This window comes from Providencia heimbachae ATCC 35613, assembly GCF_001655055.1.
Taxonomy (GTDB): Bacteria; Pseudomonadota; Gammaproteobacteria; order Enterobacterales; family Enterobacteriaceae; genus Providencia; species Providencia heimbachae.
Genome location: NZ_LXEW01000021.1, coordinates 84,491 through 107,237, shown reverse-complemented (window position 1 = coordinate 107,237; position 22,747 = coordinate 84,491). Strand labels below are relative to the sequence as shown.

Sequence of the window (22,747 nt, the reverse complement as noted above, 5' to 3'; positions counted from 1 at the left end):
AGGCTGAAGTTGCTCGCCTTGCCGAAGAAGAAGCTGAACGCCTTGCAGAAGAAGAACGTTTAGCAGAAGAAGAGGCTCAGGCTGCACTGATTATAGAGCAAGAAGCCGAAGCTGAGCGTCAACGTTTAGCCGAGGAGGCTGAAAGCTCACAAGCAACTGAGCAAGAAAAACCAAAAAAAGAAGGCTTTTTTGCTCGATTAAAAAAAGGCTTATTAAAAACTCGTCAAAATTTAGGTTCAGGCTTTTTTAGTTTATTTAGCGGCAAAAAAATTGATGATGACCTCTTTGAAGAGCTAGAAGAACAGCTGCTTATTGCTGATGTCGGTGTTGAGACAACCCGAAAAATAATCAACAATCTGATTGCTCATGCCAGCCGTAAAGATCTTAAAGATGCAGAAGCTTTATATAGCAAGCTGCGTGAAGAAATGTCTGATATTTTAGCTAACGCAGACAAACCACTGGTCATCGAAGATAAAAAACCCTATGTTATTCTTATGGTTGGGGTTAATGGTGTTGGTAAAACAACAACGATTGGTAAATTAGCGCGCCAGTACCAGTCTGAAGGGAAAACGGTAATGCTAGCGGCGGGAGATACTTTCCGTGCTGCTGCGGTAGAGCAACTGCAAGTCTGGGGTGAGCGTAATAAAATTCCCGTTGTTGCCCAACATACCGGTGCCGATCCTGCATCCGTCATTTTTGATGGTATTCAATCTGCTCAAGCCAAAGGTGCAGATGTATTGATTGCTGATACGGCAGGGCGTTTACAGAATAAAGCGCATCTAATGGAGGAGTTGAAAAAAATTGTCCGTGTAATGAAAAAACTGGATGAAACAGCTCCCCATGAAATTATGCTAACACTAGATGCAAGTACTGGACAAAATGCGATTAGTCAGGCGAAACTTTTTAATGAAGCGGTTGGTCTGACTGGTATAACATTGACGAAACTCGATGGCACAGCAAAAGGTGGGGTAATTTTCTCTATTGCAGATCAATTCGGTATTCCTATTCGTTATATTGGAATTGGTGAAGGTATTGAAGATTTACGCCCATTTAAAGCAGATGACTTTATCGAGGCTCTATTTGCCCGAGAGGAATAATTTTCGATGATTCGCTTTGAACACGTTAGTAAAGCTTATCGCGGTGGCCGGCAAGCTCTCCAAGGTGTAGATTTTCATCTACAACCCGGAGAGATGGCATTTTTAACAGGTCACTCCGGTGCAGGTAAAAGTACGCTACTTAAACTCATTTGCGGTATTGAACGCCCAAGTGCGGGTCATATATTGTTTAATGGTCATGATATCAGTCGGTTAAAAAATCGGGAGATCCCATTTTTGCGTAGGCAAATTGGTATGATTTTTCAAGACCACCATTTGTTATTTGACCGAACAGTGTATGACAATGTGGCGATGCCCCTGATTATTTCAGGCGCCAGTACTGAAGATATCCGTCGGCGTGTTTCGGCTGCATTAGATAAGGTTGGCTTACTTGATAAAGCAAAAAACCTTCCTATTCAGTTGTCGGGTGGTGAGCAACAACGCGTGGGGATTGCTCGTGCGGTTGTGAATAAACCTACGATGCTGTTAGCGGATGAGCCAACGGGTAACCTTGATGGTGAACTATCTGAGGGGATCATGCGCTTATTTGAAGAGTTTAATCGGGTTGGTGTTACCGTTTTAATGGCCACCCATGATGTTGCTTTGATTGAGCGCCGTAACTACCGTGTTCTTACATTAAGTGAAGGTCGGATGCTAGGAGGTCAACATGGCTAAAAATGCACGTAGAAACAAGCCTGAGCGTCCTAAACAGTCTAAAAGTAAGGCGTTGAAAGGTGGATGGCGTGAACAGTGGCGTTATTCATGGTTAAATGCTCTGGCCGATATGCTAAGGCAACCTTTGGCGACCTTTTTGACAATTATGGTGATCGCAATTTCATTAGCGCTACCCAGCCTTTGCTACGTTGTTTGGAAAAACGTTTCTCAAGCTGCGTCGCAATGGTATCCAACACCACAATTAACCGTTTACCTTGATAAATCTCTTGATGAGCAAGGTGGGCAGAACGTTGTGACTCAGTTACAAGCCCTCGATGGGGTTGAGCATGTAAATTACCTTTCTCGTGATCAGGCCATGAGCGAGTTCCGTAGCTGGTCTGGGTTCAGTACCGCTTTGGATATGCTTGAAGAAAATCCATTACCTGCTGTCGCTATCATCACCCCTAAAATTGATTTCGAAGGCTCAGATGTTTTAGCAACATTACGCGATAGAGTCAGCCAAGTGGGGGGAATTGAAGAAGTCCGTATGGATGATAGTTGGTTTTCACGGTTAGCCGCACTCACTCGATTGGTTGGGCAAGTGGCGTCTGTTATCGGTATTTTGATGATAGTCTCCTTATTCCTCGTTATCGGTAATAGCGTACGTTTGAATATTTTTGCCCGTAGAGATACCATTAATGTGATGAAATTGATTGGTGCAACCGATGGTTTCATTATGCGACCATTCTTAAACGGCGGTATTGTTCTCGGTGGTCTCGGCGCAATTATTTCATTAATCATGACTTTCTTATTAGTGTGGCAACTTTCTGGTGTTGTTGCTCAAGTGGCGAGTGTCTTTGGTACTCAGTTCAGTATCGAAGGGCTATTGTGGGATGAATCCTTGCTGATCCTATTGCTATCCGCGATTGTCGGATGGGCTGCGGCTTGGTTAGCAACAATCCAGCATTTACGCCATTTCACCCCGGAATAAGCCGTCAATAGTTATAAGCTGATCGTTAGAAATCGATCGTTCATCGGTGCTAAATTCCGCATCGATGAACAGTTAAGCGGTTGATGATTTAATCATTTAGGAACTTACTAAGATATAGTTTGTCCTATATTGACCTACGGTTAACAAAGTTTGTATATAATTTATTTAACGCCACGAGTCTGCTAAACTATTTGTTAACCGCATCGAATTAATCTACTGCCTATTATTTTTATAGAGGATCTGAATGACCAAAGATATGCAATCATTAACGCTAGTTCCGCAAGGGAGTATTGAAGCTTACATGCGGGCTGCCAATGCGTACCCTATGCTTACCGCTGAGGAAGAAAAGGAACTTGCTGAAAGGCTGCATTACCATGGTGATCTGGATGCTGCAAAGCAACTGATTTTATCACACTTGCGTTTTGTTATTCATGTTGCACGTGGTTATGCAGGGTATGGCTTACCGCAAGCGGATTTAATTCAAGAAGGGAATATCGGTCTGATGAAAGCGGTGCGCCGTTTTAATCCAGAAGTCGGTGTTCGCTTAGTTTCTTTTGCTGTTCATTGGATCAAAGCTGAGATCCATGAATATGTTTTACGCAACTGGCGTATCGTGAAGGTCGCCACAACAAAATCACAGCGTAAACTATTCTTTAATTTGAGAAAAAATAAAAAACGTCTGGGTTGGTTTAACCAAGACGAAGTGGACATGGTCGCACAAGAGTTAGGTGTGAGCACGAAAGATGTTCGCGAAATGGAATCACGTATGGCGGCTCAAGATATGGCCTTTGACATGTCTGATGATGATGACAGCGGTGACTTTGGTGGCCCGGTTGCACCTGTGCTTTTCTTACAGGATAAATCGTCCGACTTTGCCGATTCCATCGAAGATGATAATTGGGAAAGCCATGCGACAGATCGTCTTTCAGATGCACTTTCTTCTTTAGATGAAAGAAGCCAAGATATCATTCGAGCTCGCTGGCTTGACGATGATAATAAGACAACACTTCAAGAGCTTGCTAATAAATACGGTGTATCAGCTGAACGTGTCCGCCAACTTGAAAAGAACGCAATGAAAAAATTGCGTTTAGCGATGGAAGAGGACGACGAGGACGAAATGTAATTCGTTCTCGATCCTTTTTTAATCTATCTGCATTTATTGATTCGGCTGTTTAGGAATGCGGACAATAGATGCAGATAGACGCTTATTTCGTCGTTAATTTTTCTGGCTTTAGCTAAGTTTAAATTAAATTTTAAACTATGATGAGTACAGCTCTAATGGCAGCCCGTCGGGGTCTGCAAAAAATGTAAATCGTTTTTTTGTATAAGGGTCGATCCTCGCTGGCTCACAGATAATATCCTGCCCCGCTAAATAAACTACCCACTTATCCAAATCATCAACACTGAATGCTAAATGCCTAAGCCCAACGGCTTCTGGGTAGCTTGCTCTTGCTGGTGGGTGAGGAAAGCTAAATAATTCAATCTGATAGTTATCATCGAAGGCTAAATCTGCTTTCCATGAGTTGCTTTCTGAACGGTAATATTCATTCAGTAAATTTAATCCAAGTATTCGACAATAAAAATCTTTGCTCACCGAATAATTTGAAGCAATGATTGCAACATGATGGATTTTATTTAGTTTCATTTTTTCCATTTAGATTCATTTCCCATTCACCCTGTTTTTCTGTCGCGGTAAAACCACTTGCAGCCAAAAATTGTGTCATAACCATTTCATTTTTTGTATCTAATTCACTAAAACTAAAGTGCCAATGCGTAATTTTGGGTTGTTGATAACAAATTTGTTGTAATAAATACAGTCCGACACCTCGGCGGCGAGTCACTTCGCGGACACAAAAATCATAAATAACACCATGATGTTTATTGAGAGTGATTTTTGCAGCAGCAAGCAACCGGTCATTAAAGCGAGCTGCGTAAAAATATTGCCCAGATTCTAGTGCTTCAGTCAGTTGTGATTGGTTCTGGTCTGTCCAGATTTTATACAAGTCGGCATACTGTTGCTCAGTAGGATTGACCAAAGGGATAATCGTAAGTTTCATGATGTTTTATCTGTTTCCTTGTATATCTTGCAGTCACACCTGTTGTCAGAGTGATCTGTAACTGGTTTTTAGATTTTAGAGCGAATAATTTTGTATGGGTGAATTTTCCGAGTTTAGCTCGGATTAATTTAAATTTAACCCGAATATAACACTAGTATTTAGATAAAAACCACTTGATAACATCAGTTTTTTATTCTGCTTATAACTTAATTACCTACCATATACATTTGCTATTTAGCATAATTATCTTGTTTAATGTCATGAAATATATAGCCTTATCTGCTGTATTTTAAAATATATCTATTATTCTTCAAGCAGTTGTTGATTATGCCTGTAGGTAAAATGACAATTTGAGTGGATAGGATATAAGGCATCACTGACTGCCAACCATAATAATCTATTATAAATCAAACACAAACACTCAAAGCTATAGAGATGGGGACGGTAGGATGAAGACTATGAATAAAGCACTATTAGCTGGCTGTATCGCAATGGTATTCAGCTCAGCAGGATGGACAAAAGAGATTAAAATTGCCGTTGTCGGTGCGATGTCAGGGCCTGTTGCTCAATACGGCGATATGGAGTTTACTGGCGCTCGTCAAGCTATTGCTGATATTAACGCTAAGGGTGGGGTCAACGGCAATACGTTAGTTGCCGTTGAATATGATGACGCTTGTGATCCTAAACAAGCGGTAGCAGTCGCGAACAAAGTGATCAATGACGGTATTCGCCATGTTATTGGGCACTTATGTTCATCTTCAACTCAGCCTGCATCCGATATCTATGAGGATGAAGGTATCATTATGATCACACCAGCGGCAACCAATGCAGATTTAACTACGCGGGGTTACCAGTTAATTATGCGTACAACGGGGCTGGACTCAGACCAAGGCCCTACTGCAGTTAAATACATTTTAGATGAAATTAAACCGAAACGTATTGCAGTTGTGCATGATAAGCAACAATACGGTGAGGGTTTAGCGCGCTCAGTTCGTGAAAGCCTCAACAAAGCGGGCGTAAAAGAAGTCATGTTTGAAGGTGTCACCGCAGGTGATAAAGACTTCTCTGCACTGGTTGCGAAACTGAAAAAAGAGAACGTTGATTTTGTTTACTTTGGGGGTTACTACCCAGAGATGGGGCAAATTTTGCGCCAAGCAAAACAGTCTGGATTAAACACCCGTTTTATGGGGCCTGAAGGGGTCGGTAACTCATCATTGTCTAACATTGCTGGAGATGCCTCAGAAGGGATGCTGGTCACACTGCCTAAACGTTATGATCAAGTTCCAACCAACCAACCTATCGTCGATGCGATAAAAGCCAAGAAAGAAGATCCAACGGGGCCTTTTGTTTGGACAACCTATGCCGCGATCCAAGGCTTAACAACAGCAATGGAACGTACAGGCAGCGTTGAACCTGAAGACTTAGTTAAAGATCTGAAAGCTAATCCGGTTGATACGGTAATGGGAACTTTGAGCTGGCAGCCAAATGGAGACCTGAAAGGTTTTGAGTTTGGTGTTTTTGAGTGGCATAAGGATGGAACTTCCACCGCAGTGAAATAATACCAGTTATACTCCAGATTGCCCATGCATTGGTGCTGGTCATCTACGTTACGCAATCTGGATTATCTAAGGTAGACAAGTAATTAGCTGGGGGTTGGCATACTGACTCCCAGCTTCTGCTCTCCACAGAGGGACAGTAGTTTGAAAGGATAGTCCTATGTCAGATCAAATTCTTTATTTTATTCAGCAATTCCTTAATGGTTTAACATTAGGCAGTACTTATGCACTGATAGCCATCGGCTATACCATGGTGTATGGCATTATTGGAATGATTAACTTCGCCCATGGTGAAGTCTATATGATTGGCAGCTATGTCTCATTCATCGTCATCGCGGGCTTAATGATGTTGGGGATCGACGTAGGCTGGATCCTTGTTGCTGCCGCATTTGTTGCGGCTATTGTTGTTTCTAGCGCTTACGGTTGGAGTATTGAACGCGTTGCCTACCGACCTGTACGCCATTCTAAAAGACTGATCGCGTTGATCTCGGCGATCGGTATGTCCATCTTTCTGCAAAACTATGTCAGCCTTTCGCAAGGTTCACGTGATCTCGCTTTACCCAGTTTGATCACAGGGCAATGGATCTTAGGTGAAAGCGATGGTTTTGAAGCGACTGTTTCTAAAATGCAACTGACGATCTGGGTTGTAACCTTGCTTGCTATGCTCGCTTTGACGGTATTTATCCGTTATTCACGTATGGGAAGAGCTTGTCGTGCCTGTGCGGAAGATTTAAAAATGGCCAGCTTGCTGGGCATAAATACCGACCGTGTTATTTCGTTAACTTTTGTGATTGGTGCCGCTATGGCTGCAGTCGCAGGCGTTTTACTGGGACAATTCTATGGGGTTATTAACCCATACATTGGCTTTATGGCGGGTATGAAAGCATTCACGGCTGCGGTACTTGGTGGTATTGGCAGTATTCCTGGTGCAATGCTTGGTGGCTTAATCCTGGGTGTGGCTGAAGCGATGACATCGGCATATTTTAGTACTGAATACAAAGATGTTGTGTCATTTGGGTTATTAATTGGTGTGTTGTTAATTATGCCTACTGGCATTCTGGGTCGCCCGGAGGTCGAAAAGGTATGAGAAAAGAAAATTGGATCAACGCCATCGTTGCCTCGGTTACCTTCTTTGTTTTAGCCGTTTTTATGTTGGGATTACGCTTAACCCTTGATGGTACAAAATTAGTGGTTACGACAGGCGATTCTATCCGCTGGAATTGGATCTTTGCTGGTATTGTGACCATTTTCATTTATCAGCTTGTACGTCCTTCATTGGTTAAAGTTTGGCAAGGTGTGCCAAAAAAGTCATGGGCAATACCCGATTTTGATGGTTCTACAGCGAAACAAAAAATATTGGCAATAGTTATCATTATTGCTGCCATTATTTGGCCTTTTATCGTGTCGCGAGGGAGTGTTGATATTGCGACGCTGACGCTAATTTATGTCATGTTAGGGTTAGGTCTAAATGTGGTAGTGGGGCTTTCTGGCTTATTAGTTTTAGGCTATGCGGGCTTCTATGCCATTGGCGCTTATACCTTTGGTTTATTAAATCACTACTATGGTTTTGGTTTTTGGGAAAGTTTGCCGATAGCAGGGTTAACTGCTGCATTAGCCGGATTGTTGCTTGGTTTTCCCGTTCTTCGATTACGGGGAGACTATCTGGCGATTGTTACACTGGGTTTTGGTGAAATTGTCCGAATTTTATTACTCAATAATACTGAAATTACCGGTGGGCCGAATGGGATCAGTCAACTGCCTAAACCGACATTCTTTGGCTTAGAGTTTAGCCGTAGCGCAAAAGACGGTTGGGATACATTCCATCACTTTTTTGGTTTGGATTACAGTCCTGGCGATAGGATTATTTTCCTATACTTTGTGGCGTTATTACTGGTTGTGATTACCTTATTTGTGATTAACCGTTTATTGCGCATGCCATTGGGGCGTGCTTGGGAAGCGTTACGTGAAGATGAAATTGCCTGTCGCTCATTAGGGTTAAGTCCCACACGCATTAAGTTAACAGCATTTACCATTAGTGCCGCATTCGCGGGGTTTGCTGGAACATTATTTGCGGCAAGGCAAGGCTTTATCAGCCCTGAGTCATTCACTTTTGTTGAATCTGCATTTGTATTAGCCATCGTGGTATTGGGTGGAATGGGTTCACAGACATCAGTGATTGTTGCGGCGATTATCCTTGTTGTATCAAGAGAAATGATGCGTGATCTCAATGAATATAGCATGCTGTTATTAGGTGCATTAATGGTATTGATGATGATTTGGCGGCCACAAGGATTATTGCCAATGAAGCGTCGGCAAATGAAGCTGAAAAAAGCACAACAGGGGGATGTAGTATGAATACATTAGCAACCCCTTTATTGCAAGTGAGTGGCTTAACCATGCGATTTGGTGGCTTATTGGCGGTAAACAATGTAGAAATTACGTTGAATCAAGGGGAAATAGTCTCTTTGATTGGCCCTAATGGAGCAGGGAAAACCACCATTTTTAACTGTTTAACGGGTTTTTATAAACCGACAAGCGGCACGATTGTTTATCGTGATAAACATTTAGAAGGGTTAACAGGACAGCAAATTGCTCGTCTTGGTGTGATCCGTACTTTTCAGCATGTTCGCTTATTTAAAGAAATGACCGTGATTGAAAATTTATTAGTCGCGCAGCATCAACATCTAAAAAGCGGCATTTTTTCCGGACTACTCAAAACTCCGGCATTTCGCCGAGCGGAATCTGAAGCGGTTGATAATGCAGTAAAATGGCTTGAAAGAGTTAATTTACTCGAATTTGCTAACCGACAAGCTGGAAACCTTGCTTATGGTCAACAGCGTCGTCTTGAAATTGCTCGTTGTATGGTAACTCGCCCAGAAATTTTAATGTTAGATGAGCCTGCAGCGGGTTTAAACCCAAAAGAAACCAATGATTTAGATGAGTTAATTGCAGAGTTGCGGACTCATCATAATGTTTCTATCTTATTGATTGAGCATGATATGAAATTGGTTATGGGTATTTCAGATAGAATTTATGTCGTCAATCAAGGGACGCCATTAGCTGATGGGACGCCGAATGAAATTCGTCAACATCCTGATGTGATTAAGGCCTACTTGGGGGAAGCTTACTGATGTTAGAATTTAAACAAGTTTCCACCCATTATGGGAAAATCCAAGCGTTACATGAAGTTAGTTTGAATATTCAAAAGGGTGAAATCGTGACCTTAATTGGCGCGAATGGGGCAGGCAAAACCACCTTACTCAGTACCTTATGTGGCGATCCTCGCGCTTCGGAAGGGCAAGTTATTTATCGTGGTGTCGATATTACTCAATTACCTACCGCAAAAATTATGCGGGAAGATATTGCATTGGTACCGGAAGGCCGCCGTGTATTTTCACGAATGACGGTAGATGAAAACCTAGCAATGGGGGGCTTTTTTGCAAATCGCCAACAATACCAAGAGCGCATAGAACGCGTTTATAAGCTGTTTCCAAGGCTTTATGAACGCCGTAGCCAACGCTCAGGAACAATGTCTGGTGGCGAGCAGCAAATGCTCGCCATCGGTCGTGCTCTAATGAGTCAGCCTGAACTTTTGTTGCTGGATGAACCCTCCTTAGGGCTAGCGCCTATCATCATTATGCAAATTTTTGATACCATCCAACAGTTACGTGAAGAAGGGATGACCATTTTTCTCGTTGAGCAAAATGCCAATCAAGCCCTAAAGCTGGCCGATCGTGGTTATGTACTTGAAAATGGCCATATCGTACTGGAAGACAGTGGAAAGGCTTTGTTAGCTAATGAGGCTGTGCGAAGCGCTTACCTCGGTGGCTAAAATACGCGTCATCCTTCAAATTGTAGGGGTGTTGGCTTCACTTGGCGACTCGGGTCACATACTTATGTATGCTCCCCGAGATAGCTTCGCTTGCCGCCTATCGACAAGTTGAATGATTTAGCGTAAAGATTCGGTCATCCTTAAAATTGTAGGGGTGTTGGCTTCACTTGGCGACTCGGGTCACATACTTATGTATGCTCCCCGAGATAGCTTCGCTTGCCGCCTATCGACAAGTTGAATGATTTAGCGTAAAGATTCGGTCATCCTTAAAATTGTAGGGGCGTTGGCTTCACTTGGCGACTTGGGTCACATACTTATGTATACTCCCCGAGATAGCTTCGCTTGCCGCCTATCGACAAGTTGAATGATTTAGCGTAAAGATTCGGTCATCCTTAAAATTGTAGGGGTGTTGGCTTCACTTGGCGACTCGGGTCACATACTTATGTATGCTCCCCGAGACAGCTTCGCTTGTCGCCTATCGACAAGTTGAATAATTTAGCGTAAATACGCGTCATCCTTAAAATTGTAGGGGTGTTGGCTTCACTTGGCGACTCAGGTCACATACTTATGTATGCTCCCCGAGATAGCTTCGCTTGCCGCCTATCGACAAGTTGAATGATTTAGCGTAAAGATTCGGTCATTCTTAAAATTGTAGGGGTGTTGGCTTCACTTGGCGACTCGGGTCACATACTTATGTATGCTCCCCGAGATAGCTTTGCTTGCCGCCTATCGACAAGTTGAATAATTTAGCGTATTTTCTTTATTATGATTAGAATCATTTCCCTTCAGGATTAGTTTCCATTTTTATATCTATAATTAGCCTATCATTTATTTCTGGGGTAAGGTTTCCAATATCATCAATTTTAAATTTTGTGATTGTTTTTGTTGCAACTTCGGTATTTCTGATCGGATTATTAGTTTTTATATTAGTTAAATTAAAAACACACTCTGATGTGACCTGATAATGATTAGCCTCTAATACTTCAATAAGTATTGAAGATGAGTTTTCCTTTTGAGATAAATATTCATCATTATTATTTTTAATCATACCAACAACTTCAAAGTAAGCATTTGCTAAATGTGATTGATTTGCGGTATTGCATATATGGCTAATGTGAGAGGGAGGGATATGATAAAATTTTTCGTTAAGGTCATTAATTTCGTTTAAGCGTATAGCTTTATTTTTATTGATTTTAACTTTTATATTCATCCTGTTTAAATCGATACCTATTTGATGAAAACAAGATTTTGATTTTTTTGATTTAACAATAGATAGTTCATTATTTTCAGTTTTAATGAAATTATCATTATTTTGCATAGATATCTGGTAATTTAATTCAGAAATCAATTCATCTCTATTATGAATAATTTTTTTATCACTTATAAAATCACTATCAAAATAAGATTCCATTTTATTATTAATATTAAGGACGATTTTTTGGTTGTTATATGACAAGTTTTCAATTCGAGTATCACAATTTTTCCTAAAATAGAATCTTTCTGGTAGCTTGAAATGCTTACCAACAAAATTAATCGCAGGTATTATTTCTGTAATAGGTGTGTTTTTTATTTGTTCACGTAAGGAACGAGGAACGGGTAATAAATTATTAATATTGTTCACTTGGGAAATATTAATATTCCTTTTTTTATTTGGGCGAAAGTAGTGTAGTGCATGATAAAAAAAATTGACTATCTTGCTACTCATAATGATCTCCAATTTTAAGATTGATGTGAATATACGTGATTTAAAAACGATAAAATTGCAATAAACGTGACCACGAATAAATCGAGGGTCATTAATCTTCGCTGTATCACTGGATTTTTATTACATTCTTATGTGAGGTCACTCGCATTTTCGCTATTTGCTTGTTTCTAGACATAAATTCAAATGTATATACATCTTTTTCTGTATAAACAGCCATCTACTGATTGTTGTATAACCTCACTTTCTATCCCGCTTCTACACTTCATGTAAAAATTCAAATTTAAATGTATATACTTTGTGAAGTAAATGTATATATATTTGATTGCAAGATGAACAAAGCTAAAAGATAGATAGTCGTGAGCAAGTTGATATCAAGTTAACTACTTGTTTTTCAGCAGATAACTGACTTTAAAACTAAAGTGTATTATCACTAAAAAGATATCTCGCTGATTATCGTCGTCAAAATTGTTAAATTTACGTTAAATTAAAATGGATGATAGGGGATAGATTTATGTTAAACCGTACAGACTCTACACGAGTGATCCGTGCACCGCGCGGTAGTGAAAAAACCTGTAAAAGCTGGCTAACAGAAGCCGTGTATCGGATGCTTCAAAACAATCTAGACCCTGATGTGGCAGAGCACCCACAAAGTTTAGTTGTCTATGGTGGTATTGGCCGTGCAGCCCGTGATTGGGAATGCTATGACAAAATTTTAGAGGTTTTAACCACTCTTGAAGATGACCAAACATTGTTGGTTCAATCAGGTAAACCTGTCGGTGTCTTTCCTACTCATCCCGATGCACCGCGCGTATTAATTGCAAACTCAAATATTGTTCCTCATTGGGCTAATTGGGATCATTTTAATGAATTAGATCGCAAAGGCTTGATGATGTATGGCCAAATGACCGCTGGGTCTTGGATTTATATCGGTTCACAAGGCATTGTCCAAGGGACTTATGAGACTTTTGTTTCTCTTGCAAAACAGCACTTTAACGGAAATGCATCAGGGCGCTGGATTTTAACCGGTGGGCTTGGTGGTATGGGCGGTGCGCAGCCATTAGCTGCGACTATGGCAGGATTTAGCATGATTGCCGTTGAATCTGATGAAAGCCGTATCGATTTCCGTTTAAGAACACGCTATGTCGACAAGAAAGCTACTTCAATTGACCAAGCATTGCAGTATATCGAAGAAGCCAAAGCCAATGGTACGCCTGTTTCTGTTGGCTTGCTTGGTAATGCGGCTGATGTCTATAGCGAAATGGTAAAGCGCAATATCACACCTGATTCAGTCACAGACCAAACCAGTGCTCATGACCCTGTTCATGGCTATTTGCCACAAGGTTGGACATTAAACGAGTGGCGTGAAAAGCAGCAAAGTGCTCCTGCAGAAGTGACTAAAGCAGCGAAGAAAAGTATGGCAGTGCAAGTTGAAGCGATGCTGCAAATGCAAAAACGCGGCTCAGCAGCATTTGATTACGGCAACAATATTCGTCAAATGGCAAAAGATGAAGGTGTAAGCAATGCATTTGATTTCCCAGGCTTTGTTCCTGCCTATATTCGCCCTCTTTTTTGTGAAGGTATTGGCCCATTTCGTTGGGTAGCATTGTCAGGTGATCCTGAAGATATCTATAAAACCGATCAAAAAGTGAAAGAACTACTGCCAGACGATAAACACCTACATAACTGGTTGGATATGGCGCGTGAGCGCATCGAATTTCAAGGATTACCTGCACGTATTTGCTGGGTTGGTCTGAAAGACCGAGAAAGATTAGGCCGTGCTTTCAATGCAATGGTGCAAAGTGGAGAGCTAAAAGGGCCGATTGTTATTGGTCGTGACCACTTGGATTCTGGTTCTGTCGCCAGCCCACACCGCGAAACGGAATCAATGAAAGATGGCTCTGATGCAGTATCTGACTGGCCACTACTCAATGCCTTATTGAATACAGCGGGTGGCGCAACATGGGTAAGTTTACACCATGGTGGCGGCGTCGGGATGGGTTTCTCCCAACATGCGGGTGTTGTTATCGTTTGTGATGGAACGGACGCAGCAGATAAACGCCTTGCCAGAGTTCTTCATAATGACCCAGCAACAGGAGTGATGCGCCATGCGGATGCGGGTTATGACATCGCTATCCAGTGTGCAAAAGAGCAAGGTCTTAATTTACCGATGGTTAAATGATGTTGATTGCCGATTTTTTATCGGTCGGCAATCGCCTGAATGAAATAAGGAATTCAGTATGAATACTGTGTCAACGGAGAATAGGCAAGGGCCATTGGCTGGCATCAAAGTCATTGATTTAAGCCGTGTGCTCGCTGGTCCCTATTGCACAGCAATGATGGCGGATCTTGGTGCTGAAGTGATCAAAATTGAAGTGCCTGATCATGGTGATGATAGCCGTCATTTAGGCCCTTTTATTGAGGGTGAGAGTGTTTATTACGGCCTGATCAACCGAGGTAAGCGCAGTATTGAACTGGATCTTAAATCTGAAAGCGATCTTGCCATTCTTATCCAATTAGTTAAAGAAAGTGATGTCGTTGTCGAAAATTTTCGCCCCGGTGTAACGAAAAGACTCAGCATTGATTTTGATAGTTTAAAGCTGCATAACCCTACGCTGATCTACGCCAGTATTTCAGGGTTTGGCCAAAACAGCCCATTAGCAAGCTATCCGGCTTATGACATTGTGGCACAAGCAATGTCCGGGTTAATGAGTGTTACCGGTTTCCCTGAAACAGGGCCAACACGCAGTGGTGAATCGATTGGTGATGTGTGTGCAGGTATGTACGCTTCATGGGCAATTAGCAGCGCGCTATTTGCCAGAGAACGTCACGCTCAAAGTGCACAATATATTGATGTCGCAATGGTAGATGTGTTGTTAAGTATGCAATTAACCGGGCTTTCTAATTTATTTGCGAATAATAAAGCGCCGAGTTTGGTGGGGAATCGTCATCCGGTTTCAACGCCGTTTGATACCTACCAAGCAAAAGATGGGTTGGTTGTGATTGCGATTGCAAGCGAAAAGCTATTTCAACGTTTTTGTGAATGCATGGGTAAACCGTTGCTAAGCCAAGACTCTCGCTATATTGATGACCCGACTCGTACCGTCAATCAAGCTGAATTACGTAAAGAAATTGAAAATTGGACAAAAGAACAAACTGTTGAGGAAGTGTGTGATTTACTGTTAAACGCAGGGGTTCCTGCATCACCTATTCACGACCTACAGCAGGCAACTCAAAGTGAACATGCGCATGTTCGCCAGGTGCTAACTCATCTTAACGACGGTGGTACCCCACTGATTTCTCAGCCCGTATTCTTTAATGGTGTTAAGCCCCACTCAACGCAAAGAGCCCCGAGTTTGGGGGAGGCGAATTCTATTTATAAACCGGCAAAAACAACAACGAAAAGCGCGGAGACAATACAATGAGTTTTGAAATTAATGAAACAGAACACGCAATTGTAGATGCAGTTGAAAAAGTGTGTCGCGATATTCTACAAGCGAATGCCCAGCGTTATGATGAAACCGAAACCTTTTGTGTTGAAAGCCTTACAGCGCTTGGGGAAATGGGATGTTGGGGGATTAATTTACCTGAGCAATACGGTGGCTTTGGTATTGGTAGTATCGCAATGAGTAAAATTGTTGAAGCGGTTGCTGCAGCTTGTGCATCGACATCCTCTGCTTTAACCGCCCATTTTTTAGCCACGGATTCTATCTTAATTGGTGGTACGGAAGCACAAAAAGCGTATTGGTTACCAAAAGCGGCAAGTGGTGAAGCTTTAGGGGCTTTTGGATTAACTGAACCTGCGGCGGGATCGAATCCCGCAGACATGCGAACAGTCGCAACTCGTGAAAAGGGTGGCTGGCGCATTCGTGGTAATAAGCACTATATTACTAACGCAAAAGAAGCAGATTTCATTGTGTTATATGCGAAAACAGACCTCGAAGCAGGCGCGCGTGGTATCAGTGCGTTTATGATTGAAAAAGGTACTGAAGGTGTTGCGTTTTCACAACCCGAAAAAACCATGGGTTTACGCGGCAGCACTATTTATGAATTAGCGCTTAACTGCTGGTTACCTGAATCAGCCCTTTTAGGGGAAGAAAATAAAGGTTTCCACACCGCAATGGAAGTGCTGGATAAAGGCCGAGTCGAAGTTGCGGCAACCTCATTGGGTATTGCTCGCGCAGCGATGGAAAGTGCATTGGGTTGGGTCAAAGAGCGTCAGATTGGTAAAAAGCCACTCGCGGCTTATCAGGGGACTCAATGGCGAATTGCGGATATGCATACACAGCTTGAGGCTGCTCGCATGTTGACTTGGCATGCCGCTGAGTTACGCGATTCAGGAAACCGTTTTAGCTTGCAGTCAGCGACTGCCAAACTATTTGCTGCGGAATGTGCAGGATTCGTTACCGATGCAGCATTACAACTCCATGGCGGGTACGGTTATATTCGCGATCTACCACTAGAACGTTATGTTCGTGATGCCAGAATTTTACGTATCTTTGAAGGCACTTCAGAGATCCAAAAAATCATTATTTCACGCATTGTATTAGATTCAATTTAGTACACCAAGCTAAAGCCGATAATCGGGACAGGCGGTTATCGGTCAATATTACTGCAATAAAATGGATCACCTGACAACAGGATCATGGAATTAAAAACACAACAACAATCAGGTTTAAGAATGTATTTCAATTATTAATGACGGGTAGACAAAAGATAAAATATCACCCGAAGTAATGTCCAATGACTGGATCCTGTAATATTTTTAGTGACATACAATATTTATGGTGAAGTACATTCATTAGGGCTATATCCGAATAATTCACCTTGTAGATAGCAAGGGAAGTGAGACGGGTATAATTGGTTCATTCTTTAGGCCAAGCCTTGCTTAAAGAGGAGTTACCATGACAGTTTCAAACGACATAATCGCAGGAAAGAAAAATAAACAGGAAAATGTTCCACTCATTGAAGCCCGCTCCATTGACTATATTCCTGAATCTGAACGCCATGGCACGCTATCGAGTCAGTTTACCTTGTGGTTTGGTGCAAATTTACAGATAACCGCGATTGTGACTGGGGCTTTAGCCGTTGTACTTGGCGGTGATGTCTTCTGGTCATTAATTGGGCTGTTTATTGGTCAATTATTGGGTGGTGCTGTAATGGCACTGCATGCAGTTCAAGGGCCTAAATTAGGCTTACCTCAAATGATTTCTAGCCGCGTACAGTTCGGGGTATATGGTGCAGTCATTCCTATTTTATTGGTTTGTCTGATGTATGTTGGTTTCTCAGCCAGTGGAACTGTATTAGCTGGACAAGCGGTAGGGCAGTTATTACATATTAGCGACTGGATGGGGATTATCATCTTTGGTGTGGTAATTATTGGTATTACAATATGTGGATATCGTATTATCCACATATTAGGCAAAGCGGCGAGTGTGATTGGCATCGTGGCTTTCTTTTACCTTTTCTTCCGCTTATTTTATATGAATGACGTTTCAGTTTTACTGGAAAATCGCCATTTTGATTGGACGAATTTCTTATTAGCGATGTCATTATCTGCTTCTTGGCAAATTGCCTTTGGCCCTTATGTTGCGGACTATTCGCGTTATCTGCCAACCAAAACCCCAACAATAAAAGCGTTTCTGGCGGTGGGTTCTGGAACGGTGATAGGTACGCAAGCGTCGATGATCCTCGGGGTCTTTGCCGCTGCACTAGCTGGGAATAAATTTGCGGGGAATGAAGTTTCTTATATTGTGGGGCTAGGCAGTACAGGGCTAATCGCCGCGCTACTTTATATCAGCATTTTCTTTGGTAAAGTCACCATCACCGCCTTGAATGCTTATGGCAGCTTTATGTCGATGGCGGCTATCTGGTGTGGTTTCCGAGGGAAAAACCAGATTTCTCGTGGGCAACGACTGCTTTTTATCATCTTAATGGTCAGCTTCTCAACCTTACTAGGATTGGCGGGTCAGCATTCATTTTTAAAACTGTTCTCATCTTTCCTACTGTTCTTGTTAGCTTTCTTTACGCCTTGGAGCGCAATCAACTTAGTGGATTATTACTGGGTCACCAAAGGCCGTTATGATGTGCCTGAACTGGCAAACCCAGATGGTCGCTATGGTCGTTGGAACAAAGTTGGGATCTCAACTTATATCATCGGTGTATTGATTCAATTACCTTTTATTTCAACTGGTTTTTATACGGGTCCACTTGTTGAAGCATTGGGTGGCGTAGATATTTCATGGATTATCGGCTTAGTCGCGACGGGTATTATTTATTACGCGGCAATCAAAATATGGCCAATGTCAGTGGCAGACAGACTGATATTACCAACCGAAAAATAGAGTACAAAACTAGCGATAAATATCGATAGAAAATAGGCGAAAAATAAAAATCGAGCAGGACAATGGCAGTGAATATATCACTGCCAAGGGTTCCTTCAACCTGAAAAGCGCGATTAATAAATTGCCATAAGAATCGTGATAGGAGTTGTTATGAAAATTTTAGTCGCAGTGAAGCGAGTTATTGATCACAACGTCAAAGTTAGAGTCAGAGCGGATGGCTCAGGTGTTGAGCTAACAAACGTCAAAATGGCAATTAATCCGTTCGATGAAATTGCCATCGAAGAAGCGGTACGTTTAAAGGAATCAGGAAAGGCCAGTGAAATTATTGCCGTTTCCATTGGTGATATCGGTTCGCAGGAAACATTGCGTAGTGCGATGGCGATAGGTGCTGACCGCGCGGTCTTGATTCAAAGACCAGCCGATATGATATTAGAACCGTTAGACATCGCTCGTCTATTACAAAAAGTGGTTATTAATGAGCAACCTGATTTAATTTTATTAGGTAAACAGGCTATCGATGACGACTGTAACCAAACCGGGCAAATGCTTGCTGCTTTACTGAATTGTGCTCAAGCGACTTTTGCTTCTCAAATTGTTATGGATGGTGACGCGATACAGGTGACACGCGAAATTGACGGTGGACTTGAAACCCTTTCGATGCCTTTACCTGCCATCGTGACAACAGACTTACGTCTCAATGAACCTCGTTATGCAACATTACCTAATATTATGAAAGCAAAGAAAAAATCATTAGATATCATCAATATTGATGAGATGGATTTTTCACCTTTAGGGCAAGTTAAAACGATTAATGTTTCTGAGCCTAAAAAGCGGACAGGGCAGTGCACTATTTTGAGTAATGCAGCGGCATTAGTCAGCGAACTTCAAGCAAAAGAAGTGATTTAACGAGGGAGAATCACCATGAGCCAATCATTAGTTTTAGTTATTGTTGAACATGATAATCAAACAATAAAATCATCTAGTTATCATAGTATTACGGCTGCTCGCGACATCATTTCGGCTGGCGGAAACTTACATCTTTTAGTCGCGGGTAGCCATACCGCCGCAGTTGCTGAGTTGGCAGCAACAATCGAAGGTGTCGAAAAAGTGATTATGATTGAATCTGATGCCCTTGAGGGGCAGCTGGCAGAACCCATGAGCAGTGCCATTATTTCAGTCGCTCAAAGCTATAGCCACTTACTATTTCCAGCGACAACTTTTGGTAAAAATATTGCTCCACGCGTAGCGGCAACATTGGGTGTGGCTCAAATTTCAGATATTACACAGGTTATTGATGAACAAACGTTTATTCGACCTATTTATGCAGGAAATGCATTAGCTACGGTACAAAATAATGGCAATAAAGTGGTTGTGACTGTACGCAGTTCGGCATTTTCCAGCGCGACAGAAACACAAAGCCCCGCACCAATAGAAGAGATGGTCGTGGAAAATATTCCACAGCATTCTCAATTAAAAAGTCAGTCACTGACGCAGGTTAGTCGTGCGGAACTAAGCTCTGCAAGAGTGGTTATCGCCGGTGGGCGAGGGTTAAGTTCCGGTGAAAACTTCACTTTACTCGAAAATATCGCTGATAAATTAGGTGCAGCAGTTGGCGCTTCTCGCGCTGCGGTAGATGCAGGTTATGTACCGAATGACTATCAAGTGGGTCAAACAGGTAAAATAGTTGCACCTGATTTGTATATCGCAGTGGGGATCTCTGGCGCAATTCAACACGTTGCGGGAATGAAAGAAAGTAAGGTGATCGTAGCGATTAATAGCGATCCGGAAGCGCCAATTTTCCAAGTAGCCGATTACGGTATTGTTGGCGATCTATTTGAGATCTTGCCTGAATTTGATAAAGCGCTCGCTTAGGGGAGATGGATATGGCTATCGACAATAGTGTCAACATAAATGAGGCTCCCGAGCGGGAATCGATGGAATTTGATGTCCTGATTGTCGGTGGCGGGCCTGCGGGATTATCAACCGCAATTCGTTTAAAGCAGTTGGCAATAGAAAAGCAAATAGAGCTTTCTGTTTGTTTAATTGATAAAGGGGCTGAAATTGGTGCGCATATTTTATCTGGTGCGGTTATCGATCCTCGAGCGCTAAATGAGTTACTGCCAGATTGGCAGGAAAAAGTCTCTGCGGACTTAACACCGGTGATTACAGATCGTTTTCTTTGGTTAAAAGAAAATAAAGCGACTCATCTGCCATTAGCTTTTCTGCCCACATGCTTAAAAAATCAGGGTAATTTAATTGGTAGTTTAGGGCAAATAAGTGCCGGTTTAGCCGTCGAAGCCGAAGCGCTTGGCGTGGATATTTTTGCCGGATTTGCCGCCACACAGATTTTGTTTGATACGCAAAACCAAGTTATTGGCGTAACGACTGGCGATATGGGGTTAGATAAAGCGGGTAACCCTACTGCGATGTATCAGCCCGGCATGAACCTAGTTGCTAAAATGACATTTTTTGCAGAAGGCTGCCGTGGGCAATTAGGGAAGCAGCTCATTGAACACTTTGATTTAGCAAAAAATAAAGGAAAACAAGCTTACGGCTTAGGAATTAAAGAAATTTGGCAGATCCCAAAAGAACAGCATCAACCAGGGTTTGTCGTTCACTCGATTGGTTGGCCATTAAATAACCAAACTTATGGCGGTGGGTTTGCCTATCATTATGGCGAAAATTTAGTCGCCGTTGGCTTAGTGGTTGGCTTGAACTATGAAAATCCTTATTTGTCGCCTTTTGAAGAGTTTCAGCGTTTAAAGATGCACGCCTCATTTAGTGCCTTTTTAAAAGGAGGTGAGCGGATAAGCTACGGTGCGAGAAGCATGGTCGCAGGTGGCTTACCCGCTTTACCTGAATTGAGTTTTCCTGGTGGAGCATTAATTGGTGATGATGCTGGTTTTCTCAATGCCGCACGTATTAAAGGCACCCATTGTGCGATTAAAAGTGGCGCATTAGCCGCCGAAGCTTTATTTGATTCATTGGAAAATGGCATTGTTGATCACGCCGTATTTAAAATGCAATTTAAACAAAAATTTGAGCAAAGCTGGCTTTATCAGGAACTCTATTTGGCGCGAAACTTTAAACCCTATATGAAAAAAGGTTTGGTGGTTGGTTCGATGCTATTTGGTGCTGAGCAATTGTTATTAAAAGGGCGTAGTCCTTGGACTTTAAAGCTTAAGCATGACGATCATGAAGGGCTTAAAGATGCGAAAAATTTTCAACCGATTGTGTATCCTAAGCCGGACGGTAAGCTCACATTTGATAAGCCATCATCGGTATTTTTATCCAATACCAATCATGAGGAACAGCAGCCTTGTCATTTACGATTGAAAGATAATACGGTACCAATAAGTATCAATCTAGCGCGATATTCAGCACCTGAAACGCGTTATTGCCCGGCGGGTGTTTATGAAATTATCAATGAAAAAGAGCAAGAAAAACTGCAAATAAATGCCCAAAACTGCCTGCATTGTAAGGCTTGTGATATTAAAGACCCTATGCAAAATATAACCTGGACAGCGCCACAAGGTGGAGAAGGTCCTATTTACCAAGGAATGTAGATTTATTTGTTGTGATGTTTGCCCATTAAATTTCAATTTACAGACGTGATGGCTGTAATGTGAATTATTCTTGGGTATAGATGTGCTTGATGATGTAGTTAATATTTATCAGTCGTTTTGGGGCAGCTTTGCCCCCTTTTTTTATCTTTTTTTTAATTTAGTGCTCAATGCGTGAGTGTAATTTCAACTTATAACGCGAGCCAGCAGTAACCATATTGACATAACTAATAAGCGTATTTCCTGTCCATGTTCGGCGACTAAGTTGCAAGCATGGCGAGCTTTCTTTAATCGATAATGCGTTAGCTATAGGCTTGGTGGCGAGTGTAGCTTCTATCGTATGTTCCATTTCACTCACAGGAAAATGGCGCTGTAGAAAGCCACTGGGTGTTTCATTATTGCCAAATTGTTGCTTCACAAAATCGGGAACAATCGCATGATTAACATAGCGTTCTTCAAGCATTAATGGAATGTCATTTTCGAAATGAAGAACCTTGCAATACCCAACATCCGTTCCTTCAACAATACCTAATTGCAATGCAATTTCTGCTGTTGCAGGGATCACTTTAAGTTGCAGTTGTTGGCCACTATATTTATTTCCGCTTGCAGAAATTTCATCAAATATATCGAACGCTTTAGTGACCGGTAATTCATGCTTTTGCGTTGCAACAAATGTCCCTTTACCTGCGATCCGATTTAAAATACCTTTTTGGCTTAGCTCTGAAATCGCTTTATTGACGGTCATACGACTAACATTAAACTGGGCGCAAAGCTCCAGCTCTGTTGGGATCTGAGTTTCAGCTTTAAATATTTCCAAATCAATGCTACGCAAAATGTAGGACTGAATTCGCTTATATGCGGGTTGTGATGTCATCGTTTTTATTCAAAATTATTGTTAAAAGTAGATTAAACAAAGATTTATTACCTTTAATCACGTCATGTATATCGAAGGCA

The 22,747-nt window shown here is 41.9% G+C and carries 20 protein-coding genes; 16 read left to right on the top strand and 4 right to left on the bottom strand.

The annotated features are described in order from the left end of the window. From ftsY to rpoH, 4 genes are all read left to right on the top strand, one after another. The coding region (gene ftsY / locus M998_RS07335; RefSeq protein WP_068908209.1) for a signal recognition particle-docking protein FtsY at positions 1–1,097 on the top strand (1,097 nt) is incomplete at its 5' end. Between the two features lie 6 nt (positions 1,098–1,103). Continuing rightward, positions 1,104–1,769 (top strand): cell division ATP-binding protein FtsE, encoded by a 666-nt coding sequence (gene ftsE / locus M998_RS07330; protein WP_068440681.1) that lies wholly within the window; start codon positions 1,104–1,106, stop codon positions 1,767–1,769. Further along, positions 1,762–2,739, top strand: a complete 978-nt coding sequence (gene ftsX, locus M998_RS07325) for a permease-like cell division protein FtsX (protein WP_068908207.1) — start codon at positions 1,762–1,764, stop codon at positions 2,737–2,739. Before ftsE ends, ftsX begins: the two co-directional genes overlap by 8 nt. A gap of 244 nt (positions 2,740–2,983) precedes the next feature. Beyond that, positions 2,984–3,862 (top strand): RNA polymerase sigma factor RpoH, encoded by an 879-nt coding sequence (rpoH, locus tag M998_RS07320; RefSeq protein ID WP_068440687.1) that lies wholly within the window; start codon positions 2,984–2,986, stop codon positions 3,860–3,862. Between the two features lie 135 nt (positions 3,863–3,997). Here rpoH and M998_RS07315 read toward each other — a convergent pair whose 3' ends face one another. Together M998_RS07315 and panM are read right to left on the bottom strand one after the other, a co-directional pair. Then, on the bottom strand, positions 3,998–4,384 hold the full coding sequence (locus tag M998_RS07315; protein WP_068908218.1) for a VOC family protein: 387 nt from the start codon (positions 4,382–4,384) through the stop codon (positions 3,998–4,000). Then, a complete protein-coding gene (panM, locus tag M998_RS07310; protein ID WP_068908206.1) occupies positions 4,371–4,796 on the bottom strand; it encodes an aspartate 1-decarboxylase autocleavage activator PanM in 426 nt (141 codons plus the stop codon). The genes M998_RS07315 and panM overlap by 14 nt, the downstream gene beginning before the upstream one ends. Positions 4,797–5,245: 449 nt before the next feature. Here panM and M998_RS07305 point away from each other — a divergent pair, with 449 nt between their 5' ends. The 5 genes from M998_RS07305 to livF all read left to right on the top strand — a co-directional run bounded on the left by M998_RS07305 (position 5,246) and on the right by livF (position 10,184). Continuing rightward, on the top strand, positions 5,246–6,355 hold the full coding sequence (locus tag M998_RS07305; RefSeq protein ID WP_068440693.1) for a branched-chain amino acid ABC transporter substrate-binding protein: 1,110 nt from the start codon (positions 5,246–5,248) through the stop codon (positions 6,353–6,355). 157 nt (positions 6,356–6,512) lie between these two features. Further along, positions 6,513–7,439, top strand: a complete 927-nt coding sequence (gene livH, locus M998_RS07300) for a high-affinity branched-chain amino acid ABC transporter permease LivH (protein WP_068440696.1) — start codon at positions 6,513–6,515, stop codon at positions 7,437–7,439. After that, positions 7,436–8,707 (top strand): high-affinity branched-chain amino acid ABC transporter permease LivM, encoded by a 1,272-nt coding sequence (locus tag M998_RS07295; protein ID WP_068440698.1) that lies wholly within the window; start codon positions 7,436–7,438, stop codon positions 8,705–8,707. Before livH ends, M998_RS07295 begins: the two co-directional genes overlap by 4 nt. Further along, positions 8,704–9,483: a high-affinity branched-chain amino acid ABC transporter ATP-binding protein LivG gene (gene livG / locus M998_RS07290; RefSeq protein ID WP_068440701.1), complete on the top strand. Its 780-nt coding sequence runs from the start codon at positions 8,704–8,706 to the stop codon at positions 9,481–9,483. Before M998_RS07295 ends, livG begins: the two co-directional genes overlap by 4 nt. Continuing rightward, a complete protein-coding gene (livF, locus tag M998_RS07285; RefSeq protein WP_068440703.1) occupies positions 9,483–10,184 on the top strand; it encodes a high-affinity branched-chain amino acid ABC transporter ATP-binding protein LivF in 702 nt (233 codons plus the stop codon). The genes livG and livF overlap by 1 nt, the downstream gene beginning before the upstream one ends. Before the next feature lie 775 nt (positions 10,185–10,959). Here the strand turns inward: livF and M998_RS07280 are convergent. After that, positions 10,960–11,889 (bottom strand): hypothetical protein, encoded by a 930-nt coding sequence (locus M998_RS07280; protein ID WP_068908204.1) that lies wholly within the window; start codon positions 11,887–11,889, stop codon positions 10,960–10,962. Between the two features lie 511 nt (positions 11,890–12,400). Here M998_RS07280 and hutU point away from each other — a divergent pair. The 7 genes from hutU to M998_RS07245 all read left to right on the top strand — a co-directional run bounded on the left by hutU (position 12,401) and on the right by M998_RS07245 (position 21,796). Then, entirely contained in the window at positions 12,401–14,068 is a 1,668-nt protein-coding gene (hutU, locus tag M998_RS07275) for a urocanate hydratase (protein ID WP_111750969.1), read from the top strand. Positions 14,069–14,126: 58 nt separating this feature from the next. Next, the gene (locus M998_RS07270) at positions 14,127–15,311 is read left to right on the top strand and encodes a CaiB/BaiF CoA transferase family protein (protein WP_068908202.1); all 1,185 of its coding nucleotides are present in this window, start codon (positions 14,127–14,129) and stop codon (positions 15,309–15,311) included. Next, a complete protein-coding gene (locus M998_RS07265; protein WP_068908201.1) occupies positions 15,308–16,447 on the top strand; it encodes an acyl-CoA dehydrogenase family protein in 1,140 nt (379 codons plus the stop codon). The genes M998_RS07270 and M998_RS07265 overlap by 4 nt, the downstream gene beginning before the upstream one ends. Before the next feature lie 343 nt (positions 16,448–16,790). Beyond that, the gene (locus tag M998_RS07260; RefSeq protein ID WP_068440719.1) at positions 16,791–18,230 is read left to right on the top strand and encodes a purine-cytosine permease family protein; all 1,440 of its coding nucleotides are present in this window, start codon (positions 16,791–16,793) and stop codon (positions 18,228–18,230) included. Between the two features lie 150 nt (positions 18,231–18,380). Beyond that, on the top strand, positions 18,381–19,136 hold the full coding sequence (locus M998_RS07255; protein ID WP_068908199.1) for an electron transfer flavoprotein subunit beta/FixA family protein: 756 nt from the start codon (positions 18,381–18,383) through the stop codon (positions 19,134–19,136). 15 nt (positions 19,137–19,151) lie between these two features. After that, a complete protein-coding gene (locus M998_RS07250; RefSeq protein WP_068908196.1) occupies positions 19,152–20,102 on the top strand; it encodes an electron transfer flavoprotein subunit alpha/FixB family protein in 951 nt (316 codons plus the stop codon). 11 nt (positions 20,103–20,113) lie between these two features. After that, the gene (locus M998_RS07245; RefSeq protein ID WP_068908195.1) at positions 20,114–21,796 is read left to right on the top strand and encodes an electron transfer flavoprotein-ubiquinone oxidoreductase; all 1,683 of its coding nucleotides are present in this window, start codon (positions 20,114–20,116) and stop codon (positions 21,794–21,796) included. Positions 21,797–21,953: 157 nt separating this feature from the next. Here M998_RS07245 and hutC read toward each other — a convergent pair whose 3' ends face one another. Further along, positions 21,954–22,667, bottom strand: coding sequence for a histidine utilization transcriptional repressor HutC (gene hutC / locus M998_RS07240; protein ID WP_068908193.1), 714 nt, complete (start codon positions 22,665–22,667; stop codon positions 21,954–21,956). Positions 22,668–22,747 lie beyond the last annotated feature (80 nt).